The organism is Mesorhizobium sp. M1399 (assembly GCF_040317735.1).
GTDB lineage: Bacteria > Pseudomonadota > Alphaproteobacteria > Rhizobiales > Rhizobiaceae > Mesorhizobium.
Genome location: NZ_JAMYKZ010000011.1, coordinates 149,494 through 166,533, shown reverse-complemented (window position 1 = coordinate 166,533; position 17,040 = coordinate 149,494). Strand labels below are relative to the sequence as shown.

The 17,040-nt window shown below is 62.4% G+C and carries 14 protein-coding genes and 1 pseudogene; 10 read left to right on the top strand and 5 right to left on the bottom strand.

What is annotated here, in order from left to right:
• Positions 1-11: 11 nt before the first annotated feature.
• Positions 12-404 carry a GFA family protein gene (locus NKH05_RS20630; protein ID WP_352589085.1) on the bottom strand — a complete coding sequence of 131 codons (393 nt, stop codon included), beginning with the start codon at positions 402-404 and terminating at the stop codon, positions 12-14.
• 167 nt (positions 405-571) lie between these two features.
• The gene (locus tag NKH05_RS20625) at positions 572-1,420 is read right to left on the bottom strand and encodes a beta-keto acid cleavage family enzyme (RefSeq protein WP_353025967.1); all 849 of its coding nucleotides are present in this window, start codon (positions 1,418-1,420) and stop codon (positions 572-574) included.
• A gap of 96 nt (positions 1,421-1,516) precedes the next feature.
• On the opposite strand from NKH05_RS20625, the gene NKH05_RS20620 reads away from it, so the two are divergent.
• The 10 genes and pseudogenes from NKH05_RS20620 to NKH05_RS20575 all read left to right on the top strand — a co-directional run bounded on the left by NKH05_RS20620 (position 1,517) and on the right by NKH05_RS20575 (position 13,514).
• Complete coding sequence (locus tag NKH05_RS20620; RefSeq protein WP_352589091.1) at positions 1,517-2,422, top strand: MurR/RpiR family transcriptional regulator; 906 nt, start codon at positions 1,517-1,519, stop codon at positions 2,420-2,422.
• Positions 2,419-3,750: an aspartate aminotransferase family protein gene (locus tag NKH05_RS20615; protein WP_353025966.1), complete on the top strand. Its 1,332-nt coding sequence runs from the start codon at positions 2,419-2,421 to the stop codon at positions 3,748-3,750. The genes NKH05_RS20620 and NKH05_RS20615 overlap by 4 nt, the downstream gene beginning before the upstream one ends.
• 94 nt (positions 3,751-3,844) lie before the next feature.
• A pseudogene (locus NKH05_RS20610) lies at positions 3,845-4,797 on the top strand (TAXI family TRAP transporter solute-binding subunit).
• A gap of 56 nt (positions 4,798-4,853) precedes the next feature.
• Positions 4,854-7,454, top strand: a complete 2,601-nt coding sequence (locus NKH05_RS20605; protein ID WP_353025964.1) for a TRAP transporter permease — start codon at positions 4,854-4,856, stop codon at positions 7,452-7,454.
• Positions 7,455-7,485: 31 nt separating this feature from the next.
• Entirely contained in the window at positions 7,486-8,448 is a 963-nt protein-coding gene (locus NKH05_RS20600) for a DMT family transporter (RefSeq protein ID WP_023717038.1), read from the top strand.
• Positions 8,449-8,596: 148 nt separating this feature from the next.
• Positions 8,597-9,316 carry a FadR/GntR family transcriptional regulator gene (locus tag NKH05_RS20595; RefSeq protein ID WP_031193403.1) on the top strand — a complete coding sequence of 240 codons (720 nt, stop codon included), beginning with the start codon at positions 8,597-8,599 and terminating at the stop codon, positions 9,314-9,316.
• A gap of 51 nt (positions 9,317-9,367) precedes the next feature.
• A complete protein-coding gene (locus tag NKH05_RS20590; RefSeq protein WP_023717039.1) occupies positions 9,368-10,342 on the top strand; it encodes a sialic acid TRAP transporter substrate-binding protein SiaP in 975 nt (324 codons plus the stop codon).
• 143 nt (positions 10,343-10,485) lie between these two features.
• Positions 10,486-11,058 carry a TRAP transporter small permease gene (locus NKH05_RS20585; RefSeq protein ID WP_023717040.1) on the top strand — a complete coding sequence of 191 codons (573 nt, stop codon included), beginning with the start codon at positions 10,486-10,488 and terminating at the stop codon, positions 11,056-11,058.
• A gap of 3 nt (positions 11,059-11,061) precedes the next feature.
• Entirely contained in the window at positions 11,062-12,468 is a 1,407-nt protein-coding gene (locus tag NKH05_RS20580) for a TRAP transporter large permease (protein WP_352483860.1), read from the top strand.
• Complete coding sequence (locus NKH05_RS20575; protein ID WP_352483861.1) at positions 12,465-13,514, top strand: L-idonate 5-dehydrogenase; 1,050 nt, start codon at positions 12,465-12,467, stop codon at positions 13,512-13,514. Before NKH05_RS20580 ends, NKH05_RS20575 begins: the two co-directional genes overlap by 4 nt.
• A 128-nt stretch (positions 13,515-13,642) precedes the next feature.
• Here the strand turns inward: NKH05_RS20575 and NKH05_RS20570 are convergent, their stop codons facing one another.
• From NKH05_RS20570 to NKH05_RS20560, 3 genes are all read right to left on the bottom strand, one after another.
• Complete coding sequence (locus NKH05_RS20570) at positions 13,643-15,385, bottom strand: relaxase/mobilization nuclease domain-containing protein (protein ID WP_353025962.1); 1,743 nt, start codon at positions 15,383-15,385, stop codon at positions 13,643-13,645.
• Positions 15,386-15,629: 244 nt separating this feature from the next.
• Positions 15,630-16,394 carry a lytic transglycosylase domain-containing protein gene (locus NKH05_RS20565; protein ID WP_352494350.1) on the bottom strand — a complete coding sequence of 255 codons (765 nt, stop codon included), beginning with the start codon at positions 16,392-16,394 and terminating at the stop codon, positions 15,630-15,632.
• Between the two features lie 286 nt (positions 16,395-16,680).
• The gene (locus tag NKH05_RS20560; RefSeq protein ID WP_352494349.1) at positions 16,681-17,007 is read right to left on the bottom strand and encodes a DUF736 domain-containing protein; all 327 of its coding nucleotides are present in this window, start codon (positions 17,005-17,007) and stop codon (positions 16,681-16,683) included.
• Between the last annotated feature and the right edge of the window lie 33 nt (positions 17,008-17,040).

The following is a 17,040-nucleotide window of genomic DNA, read 5'->3' as shown; positions in this document are numbered from 1 at the left end:
GTTCGTGCGACCTATTCCTCAAAGCGACCCGTGGCGTCACGATCGCGCTCGTATCGTCTGGTGAGCGGAAACGGCGGCAACCAGGACTCGCGACGGACGATCCAGCTTTCGTAGGTCGGCATCAGTTGGTCAGGCGCATCCAGGGATCCCAGGTTCACTTCGATTTCGTCGGCGGTGCGTCCGAAAATCGACGAGCCGCAGCGCGGACAGAAAAACCGCCCGGCATAGTCGCGTGTTTCGCCGTCGATCGTCACCGCATCCTCAGGAAATATCGCGGAAGCGTGAAAAAGGGCGCCATGATGCTTGCGGCAGTCGAGACAGTGGCAAAGGCCGACCCGGTATGGGCGCCCCGACGCGACAATTCGGACGTTGCCACACAGGCACCCGCCGGTGAATCGGTCCATGCTGCGTCTCCTCCAAAATCAAGCGGCCGGAATGGTTACAACGACCGGCACTGTTGTTGCAATCGCCGCGCCGTAGGCGGGGACACGTCGTTCTTCCGTGGCGATGACATTGCAGCCGCCTCTCTATGCCTTACGCGAGCTTGCCGCCGAAAATAGGCTTTGGTTTGTCATATGGAACGAAACGGCGCGTTCCATTGAGCCGCCAACTCGGCGGCCGAGGCGATCTTGACGCCGCAGTCGGCGAGTATGCGTGCGACCGTCGCTACCGGTTCGGCGTTGGACGAAGCTATTCTGCCGTCCGGAAGGAAGAGATTGTTTTCGAAGCCGACCCGGATATGGCCGCCAAGCAACGCGGCGGCGATCACGCACGCCGCTTCGTTGCGGCCGAAGGCGCAGACGCTCCAACGGTCGAAGCGCGGCGTGTTCGCCGCGAGGAATGGCAGGAGATCGGCAGGAACGGACGTCTGTCCCGGCGTGTAGCGGCCCAGCACGTAGAGAACCGGTATGCTTGCCCAGGGGATCAGTCCGCGCTGCTGCATGTCCGAAAGCCTGACGGCCTCCTCGGGCGAATAGAGGATGATCTGCGGCGCTACTCCCTCGGTGCGCAGCCAGGCCATGAAGCGCGCGAATGCGAGCTCCGATCCGGCATCAGGAACGATTTCGCGAAGCGCCAGGGAGACAGCTTGCGGCTTCACATCTTGTACGACGGCCATCTGCTGGGCCGGCGAATAGATACTGAGTGCTTCGGAAGTGATCTGAACTACCAAGCGGTCGCCGGCGGCACCGCGGATGGCGGCGATCGCCTGGCGGTAGGCGTCGGCGTCGAGCAGATGATTGCCGCTTCTGTCGCGGACATGGACGTGGATCATAGCCGCACCGGCATCGGCGCATTCCGCGGCCGTCCGCGCAAGTTCGGCTGGTGTCAGCGGAATCGCCGGATGGTCGGCCTTGCTGCGACGTCCCCCGTTCGGCGCGACAGCTATGGCGACGCGATCGAGACCATGGGCCGGCTTCATGGAGACGCTCTGTGAGTGACAAGATTCATATGAATCAATCTTTGACCACACTGAAACAGACGTTGCAATCGCTGGTCTGGCGAGCTAGCAATATCCATGGATCAGGGAGAGCTTGCTGGACAGATCGTCAGTGCCTTCGACGGCATGTCGGCGCAGCTTCGGTCCGCCGCGCGCTATGTCCTTGATAAGCCGTATGATGTCGCGTTGTTGTCCATGCGGGAGCAGGCCCGGCACGCGGGAGTGCAGCCGGCCACGATGACGCGGCTGGCCCAGCATCTCGGCCTTGATGGCTACGAGACCGTACGCGATATCTACGCCGCCGCGATCCGGGACGGCGAAATCGGTTTTGCCGGCAAGGCGGGCCTCCAGGTGGCCAGCCAAAAGCTCAAGGGCGACCACGCGCTGGCGGCCGATATTCTGGATTCAATTTCCAGCCAGCTTGCCCATCTCGCCGAAAGCAGGTCGATCGACCGTCTGGTCGGCACGGCCAGGGCGCTGAGTGCGGCAAGGCGCGTCTATTGCCTCGGCCTGCGCTCGAGCCACGCAGTGGCCTGGCATCTGCATTACATCCTGTCGCTGATCGGCGAGAAGTCGGTGCTGCTGCACGGCATCGGCGGAACCGACGGCGACGCTCTGGCCCACGCGACCAAGGACGACGTGCTTGTCGCCGCCAGCGTCCTGCCCTACACGCGCTTCACCATCGAGCTTGTCGAGTATGCTGCCGGCCGCGGCGTACCGGTCATTGCGATCACCGACAGCGGGGTAGCGCCCTTGGCGCTGCTTGCCGATCACCTGGTCATCGTGCCGACGGGCAGCCCGTCCTTTTTCCACACCATGACGCCAGCTTTCATCGTTGCGGAGGTCCTCGGTGCTCTTGTCGCAGGGCAGGCAGGCGAGGGCGCTGTTGAGTCGCTGCGACGTTTCGATGAGCAGGGCGCCGCCCTCAAGACCCATCTGAACCAACGTCCGCCGAAGAAAATGCCCATGAGGGACCGTCGATGACACACATTCTTCATCGAACCATCCACTCGACGCTGCCGATCGCCATTCGCGGCCAAGGCATCGAACTGTTCGATGCCGAGGGCAAGTCCTATATCGACGCGTCGGGCGGCGCCGCCGTGTCCTGTCTCGGCCACGGTCATCCCGACGTGATCGCTGCACTGCACACCCAGCTTGACCGCATCGCCTACGCTCACACCAGCTTCTTCACCACCGAGGTGGCGGAGCGCTTGACAGATCGGCTGGTGGAGGACGCGCCGGAAGGGTTGGACCATGTCTATCTGGTCAGCGGCGGCTCGGAGGCGGTCGAGGCCGCGCTCAAGATGGCCAGGCAATATTTTGTCGAGAAAGGCGAACCGCAACGGCGCCATCTCATCGCACGCCGGCAGAGTTATCACGGCAATACGCTCGGTGCTCTCGCCACCGGCGGCAATGAATGGCGGCGCGCCCAATTCAGGCCGTTGCTGATCGAGACCCATCACATCGACCCCTGTTACGCCTATCGCTATCAAAAGCATGGCGAAAGCGACGAAGCCTATGCGGCGCGCGCCGCCCAGCAGCTCGAAGACAAGATCCTCGAACTCGGCCCGGACGAGGTCATCGCCTTTGTCGCCGAGCCGGTGGTGGGTGCCACACTCGGCGCCGTGCCGCCGGTTGCCAATTATTTCAAGCACATTCGCGCGATCTGCGACCGCTACGGCGTGCTGCTCATCCTCGACGAAGTGATGTGCGGCATGGGCCGTACCGGCACGCTGCATGCGTGCGAACAGGACGGCATCACTCCCGACCTGCTGACCGTCGCCAAGGGGCTCGGCGGCGGCTACCAGCCGATTGGCGCGGTGCTGCTTGGCAGGCATATCTTCGACGCCTTTGCCCAAGGCTCGGGCTTCTTCCAGCATGGGCATACCTATATGGGGCATCCAATGGCGGCCGCGGCCGGCCTTGCCGTGCAGGAGGTCATCCGACGTGACCGTCTGCTCGACAACGTCAGCGCAATGGGCGCGCAGCTGGACGAACGCCTGCACCAACGCTTCGATAACCACCATCACGTCGGCAACATTCGCGGGCGGGGTCTGTTTAGGGGAATCGAGCTGGTGGTTGATCGCGCCACCAAGGAGCCGTTCGACCAGAGGCTTGAACTCAACGCCCGCATCAAGCGCGAAGCAATGGCCCGCGGCCTGATGATTTACCCGATGGCCGGGACGATTGACGGTGTGCGCGGCGTTCATGTGCTTGTGGCGCCGCCTTTCATCATCTCCAAACAGGATATCGATCGGATAGTCGAACGGCTCGGTGAGGCGATCGACGCTGCGATCGCTTCAGCGGCCTGACCCGCACGACGCGGATCGTCTCAACCCAATTCCAACGCGTCATCGGCGACGGGCCGGGACAACCACCAGAGAGGTAGCAACCATGTATAGTTCGATGAAAACCCTGATCGGCGCGGCGGCCTGCATGCTGCTGGCGCTGCCATCCGTCGGAGCCGAGCAGCGCTTCGTCACGGTCGGCACCGGCGGGGTCACCGGCGTCTACTACGCTGTGGGCGGCGCCATTTGCCGACTGATGAACAAGGACCGGCAGAAAACCGGCATCCGATGCTCGACCGAGTCGACCGGCGGTTCCGTCTTCAACGTCAACTCCATCCAGACCGGCGACCTCGATTTCGGCTTGACCCAATCGGACGTCCAGTACCAGGCCTATGAGGGGACTGGAAATTTCGACGGCAAGCCGTTCAAGGATCTGCGGGCCGTGTTCTCCGTCCATCCCGAGCCGTTTACCGTGCTGGCGCGGCCGGACGCCCGCGTCACCAAATTCGAGGACTTCAAGGCAAACGCTTCAACGTCGGCAATCCCGGATCAGGCACCCGCTCGTCGATGGAGGAATTGCTCAAGCAGATTGGCTGGACGCTCGGCGATTTCTCGCTTGCCGCTGAGCTGAAGGCGGACGAGCAGGGCAGCGCGCTGTGCGACAACAAGATCGATGGTTTCTTCTATGGCGTCGGTCATCCTTCCGCCGCGATCCAGGATCCGACCACGGCCTGTGGCGCCAAACTCATCCCACTGACCGGTCCGGCAGTGGACGCGCTGTTAGCAGCCCATCCCTACTTTTCAGTCGCCACCATCAAGGGCGGCATGTACGCCAACAATCCGGACGACGTGAAGACATTCGGCGTCCGCGCCACTGTCGTGGCGAACGCCAGCACGCCCGATGAGGTGGTCTACGAACTGGTGAAGTCGGTCTTCGAAAATTTCGACGACTTCAAGAAACTGCATCCGGCCTTCGCCAATCTCGATCCCAAGGAGATGATCAAGACCGGTCTGTCGGCGCCGGTACATCCGGGCGCGGAGCGCTACTACAAGGAAAAGGGCTGGCTCTGAGGCCTCCGATGCGAGGCGCAACGGGCACCTCGCATCGCAAATAATTGTGGGGAACGATGACAGATCAAAGCCAGCGGGCGGCAGCGCCTGACCAACCCGTTATCGACATTGACAAGCTCAGCGAGATCGTCGCCGAGGCCGACACCGGTGGGCGCAAGCCGACCGGCCGCACCGCGAAGCTGATCCTCGGCGTATCGCTGGCATGGTCGCTGTTCCAGCTCTGGTATGCCTCGCCCCTTCCGTTCATGCTCAATTTTGGAGTTGTCAGCGACGGCATCGCCCGCTCCATTCATCTGGCCTTCGCCCTGTTTCTGGCGATGCTGACGTTTCCGGCCTTCAAGACCTCGTCGCGCAGCCGGGTGCCGCCGCCCGACTGGGTGCTAGGCATCGCCGGGGCGGCGTCCGCCCTCTATCTGTTGGTTTTTTACAGCGATATCGCCCATCGGCCGGGTCTTCCGACTACGGCTGACCTGGTCGTCTCGATCGCCGGCGTCCTCATCCTGCTCGAGGCCGCGCGTCGCGCCGTCGGGCCTGCTATCACCGTCATCGCGGCGATCATGCTGATCTATATCTTCGCCGGGCCTCACCTACCTGGCCTGCTCGGCCACAAGGGCGCGACGTTATCGCGCGCAGCCTCGCAGATGTGGCTGACGTCGGAGGGGGTCTTCGGTGTTGCCCTCGGTGTGTCCACCAATGTCGTCTTCATGTTCGTTCTGTTCGGAACATTGCTGGAGCGCGCCGGCGCCGGCGGCTTTTTCATCCAGCTTGCCTTCTCGCTGCTCGGCAAATACCGCGGCGGTCCGGCCAAGGCCGGTGTCGTGGCTTCCGGCCTGACCGGCATGATTTCTGGGTCGTCGATCGCCAATGTCGTGACCACCGGAACCTTCACCATCCCGCTGATGCGCCGGGTCGGATATTCTGCGGTGAAGGCGGGCGCCATCGAATGCGCGGCCGGCGTCAATGGTCAGCTGATGCCTCCGGTGATGGGCGCCGCCGCGTTCCTGATCGCGGAATATGTCGGCATCTCCTATGCCGAGGTGGTCAAGCATGCCTTCTATCCAGCGCTGCTGACCTACGGCTCGTTGTTCTACATCGTCGATATCGAGGCGATGAAGACGGGGATGAAGGGCCTGCCGTCACGCAGCACGCACTCCGCATTTCAGGGTGCGCTGCGTGGGCTGATGGGCATATGCGGCTTCATCGTCCTCGCAGGGCTTGTCTATTACGGCATTGGCTGGACGAAGATCGTTTTCGGCGCGGCCGCGACCTGGATGATCACTGCCGCGCTGATCGCCGTCTACATCGGCCTTGTCGCCTACCGTGCGCGCTATCCCGACCTGCCGCTGGAGGATCTGGAGGGCGAGATCGTAAGGATTCCGCATTTCGGCGAGACGGCGCGCACCGGCCTGCATTTTCTGCTGCCGGTGATCCTGCTGATCTGGTGCCTGATGGTGGAGGAGCTGTCGCCCGGCCTGTCGGCATTCTGGGGCGCTGTCGCCCTGATGGCGCTGATCGTGACGCAACGGCCGCTCACCGCCTTTTTCCGCAAGGACCGTGCGCTGGCACGGCATTGGCTTCGCGGTTTCGACGATCTGGTCGGTGGCCTGTCCGCCGCTGCAGGGAACATGACGACGGTCGGCATTGCCACTGCGACGGCCGGCATCATCGTCGGCACGGTTCTGCTCACGGGCATCGGGCTGGTGATGACCGAGCTGGTCGAATTCATCTCGGGCGGCAGCTTCATCGTCATGCTCTTGTTCACCGCGGTGATCTGCATCATTCTCGGCATGGGCATGCCGACCACTGCAAGCTATGTCGTCGTCGCCACCTTGATGGCGCCGGTCATCGTCGATTTGGCGGCGCAGAACGATCTTGCCGTGCCGCTGGTCGCCGTCCATATGTTCGTTTTCTATTTCGGGCTGATGGCAGACGTGACGCCGCCAGTGGGGCTGGCGGCTTATGCTGCTGCGGCAATTTCCGGCGCCGATCCGGTGAAGACCGGGATTCAGGGTTTCAAATACGAGATCCGTACCGGCCTGCTGCCGTTCATCTTCATCTTCAACACCGGACTGCTGATGATCGATCTCGAAGGTCCGTTCGACTTCGTCGCGATGGTGGTGACGTCGACGCTGGCCATGGTCTCGTTTGTAGCAGCGACGCAGAATTGGATGCTCGTGCGCAACCGCTGGTACGAGACGATTGCGTTGCTGCTGGCCTGTTTCATCTTGTTCAGGCCGGGACTCTTGCTCGATCAGGTGAGCGAACCCTATCGGGCAGTGCCTGCCTCCGAACTCGGCCGTATCGTCGACGAGACAGCCGAGGGGGGCGCAGTTCGCTTGCGCCTGACGACACTGAACCTCAACGGCGATGAGATATCGAAGCTGGTGCGACTACAACTCGGGCCTGGAAATTCATCGGCCGAACGCCTGAAGGCCGCGGGCTTGGACGTCAGTGCGCTTGGCGATAACGTGACGGTCGGCGTGGTGCGACTGGGCAGCCAGGCGGCCAAATTCGGCCTGCAGCCGGGCGACGAAATCAATCAGGTGCTAGTCCCTGCGGAACGGCCGTCGCGCTATTGGTTCGCCATCCCGGCACTGCTGTTGCTCGGTCTCGTCGTCTGGGGTCAGAAGCGGCGAAGGCGGACGGTTGGTCTATAAGCGCCTTATGAGCGGAAGAGTCTTGGCCAGCATGTCGGTAACAAGAGAACCAAACGGCGCCCCGGAGCCGGCTACCGCGGAAAAGCGCACGACGACGCGCGACCGCCCCTTCGAACCCGTCGACTACGGGCTTTACGCGCTGACGGTCATCGCCTGGAGCGCATCGTGGTTCGCGATCGAACTTCAGGTCGGCAGCGGCGTATCGAACGAGGTCAATCTGGTCTGGCGCTTCGCCATCGCCACGCTGCTGATGTTTGCCTGGGCCGGTTTTTCCGGCGGGCGGCTCCGCTTTCCGATCACCGATCATCTGCGCTTTGCTGTGCTCGGCATCCTCATCTTCTCATCGAACTTCCTGTTTTTCTATTACGGCGCCGGCTATCTCGTCAGCGGATTGCTCTCGGTCGTCTTCTCGCTCGCCTCGGTCATCAACATGCTGCTCGGTGCCTTGGTCATCGGCGAGCGCCCGGCGCCGCGCATTCTCGCCGGCGGCGTTATTGGCTTCGCCGGCATAGCGCTGATGTTCTTTCCCGAAATTGCCGCGAACGGGCTTTCAGGCAGGACGTTGGTGGGCCTTCTGCTGTGCCTCTGTGGCACGCTGAGCTTCTGCGCCGGTAATCTCGTCTCCGTCGCAAACCAGCGCCGCGGCCTGCCGCTCGTTTCAACCAGCGCCTGGGGCATGCTCTACGGCACTCTGTGGTCGGCGTTCCTGGCCTTCCTGCTCGGTGAGCCGTTCGTGTTCGCGACGACCGCCTCTTATATCGGCTCGCTGGTCTTCCTCGCCGTCATATCGACGGTCATGGCTTTCGCCGCCTACCTGACGCTGCTCGGACGCATTGGCGGCGCCCGCGCCGGCTATGCGACCGTCATATTTCCCGTCTTTGCGCTTTTGATCTCCACGGCGCTGGAAGGCTATGCCTGGACCGCTTACGCGATCATCGGGCTCGTCCTCGTCGCCGCCGGGAACGTCCTGGTCATTCGCGGAGGACGGCGCTGACGCATGGAATGCCTGCCGAATGCCGCCGCCTTCCGGTGCGCGGGCCGCGGTTCTGTCGAGCTTGACTCTCTGCATGGTCTGTCTAAGCTTGCGGTCAATGGGTCAGACCAATGTACCAGGGGCGAGCCGGGGAGGGAACTAAACACGCATGCCGATCCAGGCCGTTGAACCACGCCGGCTATACCGACAGGTCGCCGATCAGCTCAGGCAACTGATCGATGCCGGCGAGTTTTCCGTCGGCGACCGTCTGCCGACCGAGCGGGATCTGGCCGACCAGCTCGGAATTTCCCGCCCGACGGTCCGTGAAGCGCTGATAGCGCTGGAGGTCGAAGGCCGCATACGCATCCGCGTCGGCTCGGGCATCTACGTCACCGATCCGCCGAGCGCCCCCGCCTCCGAACCCGAAATCGAGGAAGGCCCGTTCGAGCTGTTGCGCGCGCGCGAATTCGTCGAAGGCGCGATCGCCGCCGAAGCTGCTCTCCACGTCCGGCCTGCAGATATCGAACGGCTCGACGACGTGCTGCGCCGGATGGAGGCCATGCGTCACCCCAACAAGATGACCATTACGCTCGACCGGGAATTCCATACTGCAGTCGCCGGCATTCTCGAGAACGCGGTGCTGGTGCGCTTCATCGGCGAGCTCTTCGACCAGCGCATGAACCCGTACTTCGAACGCCTGTCGATCTATTTCGAGACCAACGATTCCTGGCAGATAGCGGCAAAGGAGCATCGTGCCGTGCGCGATGCGATTGCCGCGCGCGACCCCGAGCGGGCCAAGGCCGCCATGCAGCAGCATCTGCGCCAGTCGCAAATCAGATTCTCACGCAATTTCGATGAGAGAGCCGCAGCCAAGGAGGTTGCGGAATAGCAGTTGGCCGGGGGGAGATCCGGCCGTCAAATCCAACCAGGGAGGAATTAGATGCTGAGAAAATACGCAGTTCTGCTCGGTGCGATCGCCGCAATTGCCATACCCATGGCGTCGGCCTCGGCGGAAACGGTCCTGAAATGGGCACATGTCTACGAGACGACGGAGCCCTTCCACACCGAATCCGTGTGGGCGGCCGACGAGATCAAGAAGCGCACCCAGGGCCGCTACGCCATCGACGTCTATCCGGCCTCGCAGCTTGGCAAGGAAGCAGACATCAACCAGGGCCTGATGCTCGGCACCGTCGATATCATCATTTCCGGATCGAGCTTCGCAGCGCGCGAATATCCACCGATCGGCGTCACCTATTTCCCATACACTTTCCGCGATGCCGACCATCTGCTGAAATACACCAAGAGCGACGTCTACAAGGCCCTGACCAAGGGCTACGAGGACAAGACCGGCAATCACATCGCCGCCACCACCTATTATGGAACGCGGCAGACCACCTCGAACCGGCCGATCGCCAAGTGCTCCGACATGCAGGGCTTGAAGATGCGCGTCCCCGACGTGCCCGCCTATCTAGCCATGCCGCGTGCCTGCGGCGCCAACACCGCGCCGATTGCCTTCGCCGAGGTCTATCTCGCCCTGCAGAACGGCACGGTCGAGGCCCAGGAGAACCCGCTGACCACCATCGAGGCGAAGAAATTTTACGAGGTGCAGAAGAACATCGTGCTCACCGGCCATATCGTCGATCATCTCAACACCATCATATCGGCGTCGCGCTGGGCCTCGCTTTCCGACGAGGACAAGAAGATCTTCACCGAGGTGATGCAGGAGGCTGCCGCCCGCGCCACGGCGAAGATCGTCGCCCGCGAAAAGGAACTGGTGCAGGTATTCAAGGACCGCGGCATCAGCGTAACCGATGTCGACCGTGCCGACTTCGAGAAGAATGTGCTGGAGAAGGTCACCTTCGAGGAATTCGGCTACAACAAGGCCGATTGGGAAGCGATCCGCGCCATCAAATAGGGCATCGGGAAATCGGATGCTCAATCAAGAGGATAGGGCGGCAATCGGATTCGCCGCTTTAACCTGCCCATCCGTCCGGCTTGAAATTGTGCCGGACGGCCTTTCCAATCCTTGACGACCACCAGCTTCGGGAGCCCGCGCCAATGGCCGAGGAACACCACACCGAGATCACCGTCGAAGAGATCGCCCACGCCTTCGAGGAGGTGCCGGTACACGTCGACCTGTCGGACCACGGTATCGAGGACTGGATCACGCTTGCCGTGTTCTGGGGCATGGTCGTCTGTGTCTTCCTGCAGTTCTTCACCCGCTATGCGCTGAACAACAGCCTTGCCTGGACCGAGGAGATCGCCATCAACGCGCTCGTCGTCGTCGTTTTTCTCGGCGCCGCCATGTGCGTGCGCCTTTCGCGCCATATCCATGTCGATGTGCTTTACCACTATCTGCCGGAGCGCGTTGGCCGCTGGCTGGCGCTCGCCGTCGATATTATCCGCATTGCATTCTTCGCCTACGGAACATGGCTGATGTGGCGCTACGTCACGATCGTGGCGCATGAGCGCATGGTCACAGTCAACCTGCCGCGGCGCTGGTTCTTCTACGCCGTCTTGGCTGGCTTCGTGCTGATGCTTCTGCGCTCGATCCAGGTCTTCATCGGCAATTACAGGCGCGGCTATTCGGTGCTCGAGCGTCCCGGGGCGTTCGAGACGGCGGGGGTCTGAGCGATGCTGCTTCTGGTAGGGGGCTTTCTTGTCCTGATGCTCATCGGCGTGCCGGTCGCCGTTTCGATGGCGGCCGCCTCGATCCTTTACCTCGTCATCTACGGCGTGGCGCCCGATATCATTGCGGCCCAGCGCATGATCGCCGGGGTCGAGAGCTTTCCACTGCTCGCCGTTCCCTTCTTCATCCTGGCCGGCAACCTCATGAACATCGCCGGCGTCACCGGGCGCATCTATTCCTTTGCCCTTGCCCTGGTCGGCTGGATGAAGGGCGGTCTGGCGCAGGTCAACATCATCGGATCGGTGATCTTTTCCGGCATGTCGGGCACCGCGCTCGCCGACGCCGCCGGCATTGGCACGATCGAGATCAAGGCGATGAAGGACCACGGCTATCCTATCGACGCCGCGGTCGGCGTCACCGCCGCTTCCGCCACGCTCGGGCCGATCTTTCCGCCCTCGCTGCCCTTCGTCATCTACGGCATGATGGCCAATGTCTCGATCGGTGCGCTGTTCATGGCCGGCATCCTGCCCGGCGTGGTCATGACCGTGCTGATGATGATTACGGTTGCCATCTTTGCCTACAGTCGCGGCTGGGGTTCCGACACACCTTTCGAGCTTCGGCGGCTCGCCGAAGCAGCAGGCGAGGTGCTGGTGGTGGCTGCCTTTCCGATTGGCTGTTACGTGCTTGTGCAGCTTGGCCTGTCGATCAATATCGCGGTCGGCATCGCGCTGCTGGTGCTGGTCGCGGCGGACTGGTATTTCGACTTCTCCGCGGTCATGGCGCTGATGACGCCGGTCATCCTGATCGGCGGCATGACGATGGGCTGGTTCACGCCAACCGAAGCCGCGATGGCGGCTGTCATCTGGTCGCTTTTCCTCGGGCTGGTGCGCTACCGCACGATGACGCTGCGTTTGCTTGCCAAGGCCAGCTTCGACACGATCGAAACGACCGCCTCGGTGCTCTTCATCGTCACCGCCGCATCGATCTTCGCCTGGCTGCTCACCGTCAGCCAGGCAGCGCAGCTGTTTTCGAACTTCATTTTCGCGCTCACCGAAAACAAGTGGGTGTTCCTGATCCTGGTCAACATCCTGATGCTGGTGGTCGGCTGCTTCCTCGATACGATCGCCGCGATCACGATTCTGGTGCCGATCCTGCTGCCGGTTGCCGCCGTCTACGGCATCAACCCGGTGCATTTCGGGCTGATCATGACGCTCAACCTGATGATCGGGCTTTTGCACCCGCCGCTCGGCATGGTGCTGTTCGTGCTGTCACGTGTCGCCAAGCTTTCTGTCGAGCGCACCACCATGGCGATCCTGCCGTGGCTGGTGCCGCTTATCGTGGCGCTGCTTCTGATCACCTTCATACCCGCCATCACGCTCTGGCTGCCGACCGAGATGGGCTTGATCCGGTGAGCGGCCAGGTGGTTGCCGCGACGCTGTTCGGCCCGCAGGACCTGCGCGTCGTGGAGCGTCCGCTCGAACCGCTGGCGCCAGGCATGGTGCGGGTGCGCTTCGAGGCCGGGGGCATCTGCGGCTCCGACCTGCATTATTTCCGCCATGCCCGTACCGGCGATTTCGTGGTGACCTCGCCGCTTGTCCTCGGCCACGAAATCTCAGGCGAAATCGTCGAGATCAATGGCGCGGCACCCGGCCTGGGCGTCGGCGACCACGTCGCGGTCAATCCGTCGCGCTGGTGCGGGCATTGCGCGCGATGCCTGGAAGGCCGCGCCAATCTCTGCGAGAACATCTATTTCATGGGCTCGGCATCGAAGACGCCGCATATGCAGGGCGGTTTCGCCAGTCTGTTCGACGCCAAGCCCGCGCAATGTTTCAAGGTTCCATCTGATGTGGCCTACCAGGCGGCGGCGCTTGCCGAGCCGTTGGCGGTCAGCCTGCACGCCGTCGCGCGGGCGGGCGACATCAGGGGCCGCAACGTCATCCTGTTCGGTGCCGGCCCCATCGGTCTCTTGACCATGCTCGCGGCCAGGCTTGCCGGCTGCGCTGAACTGACCGTCGCCGACATCGCCGCCGCGCCGCTCGCCTTCGCCGGCAGGTTGGGTGCCGACAGGACGATCGACATTGCCAGCGGCGACGGCGAGCTCCAGGCGCTCGCCGCCGGCGGTTCGCTTGACGTGGCGTTCGAGATTTCAGGCACTGCCGCAGGCCTTGCCGCGGCAATCGCCAGCGTCCGGCGCGGCGGCACGGTGGTCCAGGTCGGCAATCTTCCCGGTGGCCAGATCCCGCTGCCCGCCAATGCGGTGATGGCCAAGGAGATCGACCTCAAAGGCACCTTCCGCTTCGGCAGCGAGTTCGGTCGCGCAGTCGACCTCATTGTGTCGCGGGAGGTGGACGTCCTGAAGCTGGTGACGGCGGAGCGCACGCTTTCCTCCGCCCCCGATGCGTTCCGACTTGCCGCCGACCGCACTCAGAGTGTCAAGGTCGTGCTGACCGCGGACTGATTGAGGATTCGCAACGTCCCTGTTTTTTACGAGCCCATTTGGCGCTTCACCGTGCAGGTACAAACAGAGGATGTGCGACGGACCGTGCCGGCTTCCCAGCATCAGGATAGAGCATACGCGTGTAACCATCATAAGCCGATGCCGCGCTTCTTTCCCAGGCTCCAATCCACGCCCCCCGTATCTGAGCACACGACCCCGGTAACTTGATTACCCAATCGCTTTTCGAGCGACGGCGACCAGGGCACCAGCTTGAATTCGAGTCCATTATCGATCATCGCGAGCCGGCCTGAAGCCAGCAAAAAACGCCGCCGGTAAATCCCAGCCACATGATTGCCGTTGGGAGCCTTCGTGAATGACAGGCCCGTCTCGGCGGCGATGCGGGCACCAAGCGATTCCACCTCATGATCGTGTAGTGTATCGATCAGATTGCGGGCAAGAATGACGCGCTGTCCCTCGCGCCTGGCCAGATCGCGGCTGACAAGGTGATCTACCCGATCTTGCAGTGCCTGTCCTACGTCCTTGCCAAAGCCGCCGTCACCGAATTCGGCGGGCTCGCGTGCAACGAGTTGGCGATCGAGCCAAGTCGCGCCGGAAGCATGGACCTGCTGTTCGATTGAGAGGTCGGAGCGGACGGCGAGCGTGACCCGGCCACCGCCATTTGCACTCGCATCGCGACACAACTCCACGACCGAGCCCGGGTCGGAATCTCCCGCCGCATCAGGATCATGGAAGCGAATGTGGTGCGTGCGTCCATCGATGCCATCGACGATGGCATAGGCCGCGCCGCGCCGTTCGTCATCAAGGCCGCGTTCGAGCAGTCGGCCGATCACGGGCGCATCAATTTTTTCGGCGGCCAGCACGTAGTCGGCTGTCCCCTTTTCTAGCTCATGCACGGTGAGACTGCGGTGCATGCGCTTGATGATGTCGCCGCGTTCACCGAGGGCGCGCAAAGTGGCCTCGGCCTCTTCGACCACCATCCATTGGCCGGGACGGATCTCGTTCGCGAGACCCAGGCGTTCCAGTTGCCGCAGCCGGCCGACTTTGAGCCCCAGGAACTGGTCGGGATGGCGATCAGGGTGTGGCGCGAGATCAATGATACCATGACGGTCGGCGTCACGAGCAAGCTGGCGATCGAGCTGCGTCCAGCGCTCAGTGTCGACTTGGTGCTCGATGGCCTGGCGGATGTCGAGGTCGGTGCGGAGCCCAAGCGTCTGGGTGAGAATGTCGCTCGCCCGATCGCGCATGCCCTGGCGGATGTAGTCGCGCGAGATGACAAGACTCTCGCCATCGTCGGCAACGCCGCGAACGAGGATGTGAACGTGCGGATGTTTGGTGTTCCAGTGATCGACGGCTACCCAGTCAAGCCTCGTGCCGAGGTCGCGCTCGATGTCGACCATCAGGTCACGAGTGAAGTTCTTGAGCTCGCCGAGCTCCATTGCGTCGTCCGGTGAAACGATGAAACGGAAGTGATGCCGATCGTCCTTGCAGCGATCGCAGAAGGCGTCATGATCTGCCTCTTTGGTGTCAGGGCCGAACATCCTCGCCTTCTCACCATCCCGTGTAACACCTTCGCGGCGAAGATATTTGAGATGGGTGGCGAGTGGCGCAGACCCTCTGAACTGCCGCACCACACGGGTCTTGACGACGGCGCCGCGTGAGCGGTCAGAGATGAGGCGACTGGCGCGGATGCTCGCTGATCTGCCGCGGCCAAACGTTGAAGCTCGCGGGGAGGTGATCCGACCCTCGCGTGTAAGGTGACCGCCGGCGCGCTGTGTGGCCGCAAGAGCCTGGAAGATGAAGGGTCGTGCGCGCTGGCCGGCGCGGGAGCGGATACGACCCGGGCGGACGCGAAAGCTATCGTCACGCGTCATGCTAGGCGGCCACGAGGTGCGGTTTCCATTGAAAGACTGAAAAAATGAGAATAGCGCACATCGCTGATTGTGGCAGCACATCGCGAAATGAGTCGAAAATTGTAAGGAAAACAATCGGCCGATCCGAGCCGCACCTCGCGGCCCTTTATCCTGCCACTCTCTCTGTCCCCATCTGCGGACAACCCTTCCGCCGCAATTTCCGCGACGGAACAGGCCGGAATGGAATTGAGGAGGAACGTGGCGATCATCGCGATATGACTAAAGAGGGCTGAGCGAATAGGCCGGAAACAGCGTGGTTCGATTGGAAATCGGTTTCACCCGGCCGTGGCTCGATCGCAGTCAGGTCCGCAACAGGATGGCCCATTGGCGACCGCATCGCGGACGAATGAATCGCCGCAAAGATCGTCTCGGCATAACCATTGCCATCCGATGCAGCGGCGTTCCGAATGTCATGGGGATGCGCAAAGATCGTTGCACGGAGTGAGCTGGCTCTGCCCCTTCTTTGCCGCGCGCGCCGCGGACTGAGAACTGCACCATCGAGCAGCGGCGCGAGTTTCCTGACGTAGTCGACCGTCTCGCGTGGCAGCGGCCGGCCGGTTGAGAGATGTTCCCTGTACCGACCAGGACCGGCATTGTAAGCGGCAAGAAAGCCGCTGCGCCCGAAGCTGTCGAGCATTTCGCGAAGATATGCTGCACCTGCAAGAATGTTGTCACGCGGTTGATAGGGATCGTCACCGAGACGGTATTTGATGCGCAGTTCTTCCCAGGTCGCCGGCATGATCTGCATCAAGCCCATTGCGCCCTTGCTTGAAAGCGCACGAACATCGCCGACGCTCTCAACATGCATGACGCCGCGCAGCAACCGCTCTGGAATGGCGAAGCGTTTTGACGCTTCCCGGATATGCCGCGACCACGGGCCTGCCGACAAGATCGTCGACTCGGAGTGCGCCGGCCGTTCACCAGCAGAGGAAGCCGCTGCAACAGTTTCGGGCGCCACGAAGCCGAGCATGACACATGCGGCAAACGTCGTCATGCCTCTGTGGGCTGCATCCCGCAGACCGCAGAACCGATGCGCCGCCAGCCTGCGACGGTGTTCGCTTCCGTTAAGGGCAGGGGCTCGCCGATCGAACCGGCTTTGCCAAAACTGTGATGAAATCTGCGTCCGGAGCCACAAGCAAGTGTCCGGCCCTCTGTGGGCTGCCTCGCGGGCGGTCGGGTCGAAGGGTTTAACCGGCGCCCAATGGATCAAAAGGATTGGCGAGAAAGATTCGTCGAAGGGCTCCAGAAGCATTTGTTCAGCCTCGCCCGTCGCGCTTCGATGATCGGTTCCAGTGCATGCTCCAGACGCTGTTCTCTGCATCGGACCGGAACAGCTTGGCGCGGATCGGCTGCGTAAAGGACGGGTCGTCAATTGAGACGGAGAGGTAATCCCCAGCCTTGTCTCCGGCGCGGTCCCAAGCCGCACCGACCGCCGTCCCTTCGCAATAGATCAGATGGTCGGGCGCGTTTTCGGTTTTGGATTTCTCGGCAGGCAGAATGGCAATCTTCGCCTCGATCGTTAGCGTGGAGAGATTGCCGAAGAAGCCGTCATCGTTGCGCGTGAATATTCCGATCTGAGTCATTGCAGTGCTCCTTTCATGGGTGTTAGTGCACGT

What these genes read in the sequence shown, in the direction of transcription:
- NKH05_RS20630 (WP_352589085.1), bottom strand. Translation starts at nt 404, where the DNA reads ATGGACCGATTCACCGGCGGGTGCCTGTGTGGCAACGTCCGAATTGTC.
- NKH05_RS20625 (WP_353025967.1), bottom strand. Translation starts at nt 1,420, where the DNA reads ATGAAGCCGGCCCATGGTCTCGATCGCGTCGCCATAGCTGTCGCGCCG.
- NKH05_RS20620 (WP_352589091.1), top strand. Translation starts at nt 1,517, where the DNA reads ATGGATCAGGGAGAGCTTGCTGGACAGATCGTCAGTGCCTTCGACGGC.
- NKH05_RS20615 (WP_353025966.1), top strand. Translation starts at nt 2,419, where the DNA reads ATGACACACATTCTTCATCGAACCATCCACTCGACGCTGCCGATCGCC.
- NKH05_RS20605 (WP_353025964.1), top strand. Translation starts at nt 4,854, where the DNA reads ATGACAGATCAAAGCCAGCGGGCGGCAGCGCCTGACCAACCCGTTATC.
- NKH05_RS20600 (WP_023717038.1), top strand. Translation starts at nt 7,486, where the DNA reads ATGTCGGTAACAAGAGAACCAAACGGCGCCCCGGAGCCGGCTACCGCG.
- NKH05_RS20595 (WP_031193403.1), top strand. Translation starts at nt 8,597, where the DNA reads ATGCCGATCCAGGCCGTTGAACCACGCCGGCTATACCGACAGGTCGCC.
- NKH05_RS20590 (WP_023717039.1), top strand. Translation starts at nt 9,368, where the DNA reads ATGCTGAGAAAATACGCAGTTCTGCTCGGTGCGATCGCCGCAATTGCC.
- NKH05_RS20585 (WP_023717040.1), top strand. Translation starts at nt 10,486, where the DNA reads ATGGCCGAGGAACACCACACCGAGATCACCGTCGAAGAGATCGCCCAC.
- NKH05_RS20580 (WP_352483860.1), top strand. Translation starts at nt 11,062, where the DNA reads ATGCTGCTTCTGGTAGGGGGCTTTCTTGTCCTGATGCTCATCGGCGTG.
- NKH05_RS20570 (WP_353025962.1), bottom strand. Translation starts at nt 15,385, where the DNA reads ATGACGCGTGACGATAGCTTTCGCGTCCGCCCGGGTCGTATCCGCTCC.
- NKH05_RS20565 (WP_352494350.1), bottom strand. Translation starts at nt 16,394, where the DNA reads ATGCTCGGCTTCGTGGCGCCCGAAACTGTTGCAGCGGCTTCCTCTGCT.
- NKH05_RS20560 (WP_352494349.1), bottom strand. Translation starts at nt 17,007, where the DNA reads ATGACTCAGATCGGAATATTCACGCGCAACGATGACGGCTTCTTCGGC.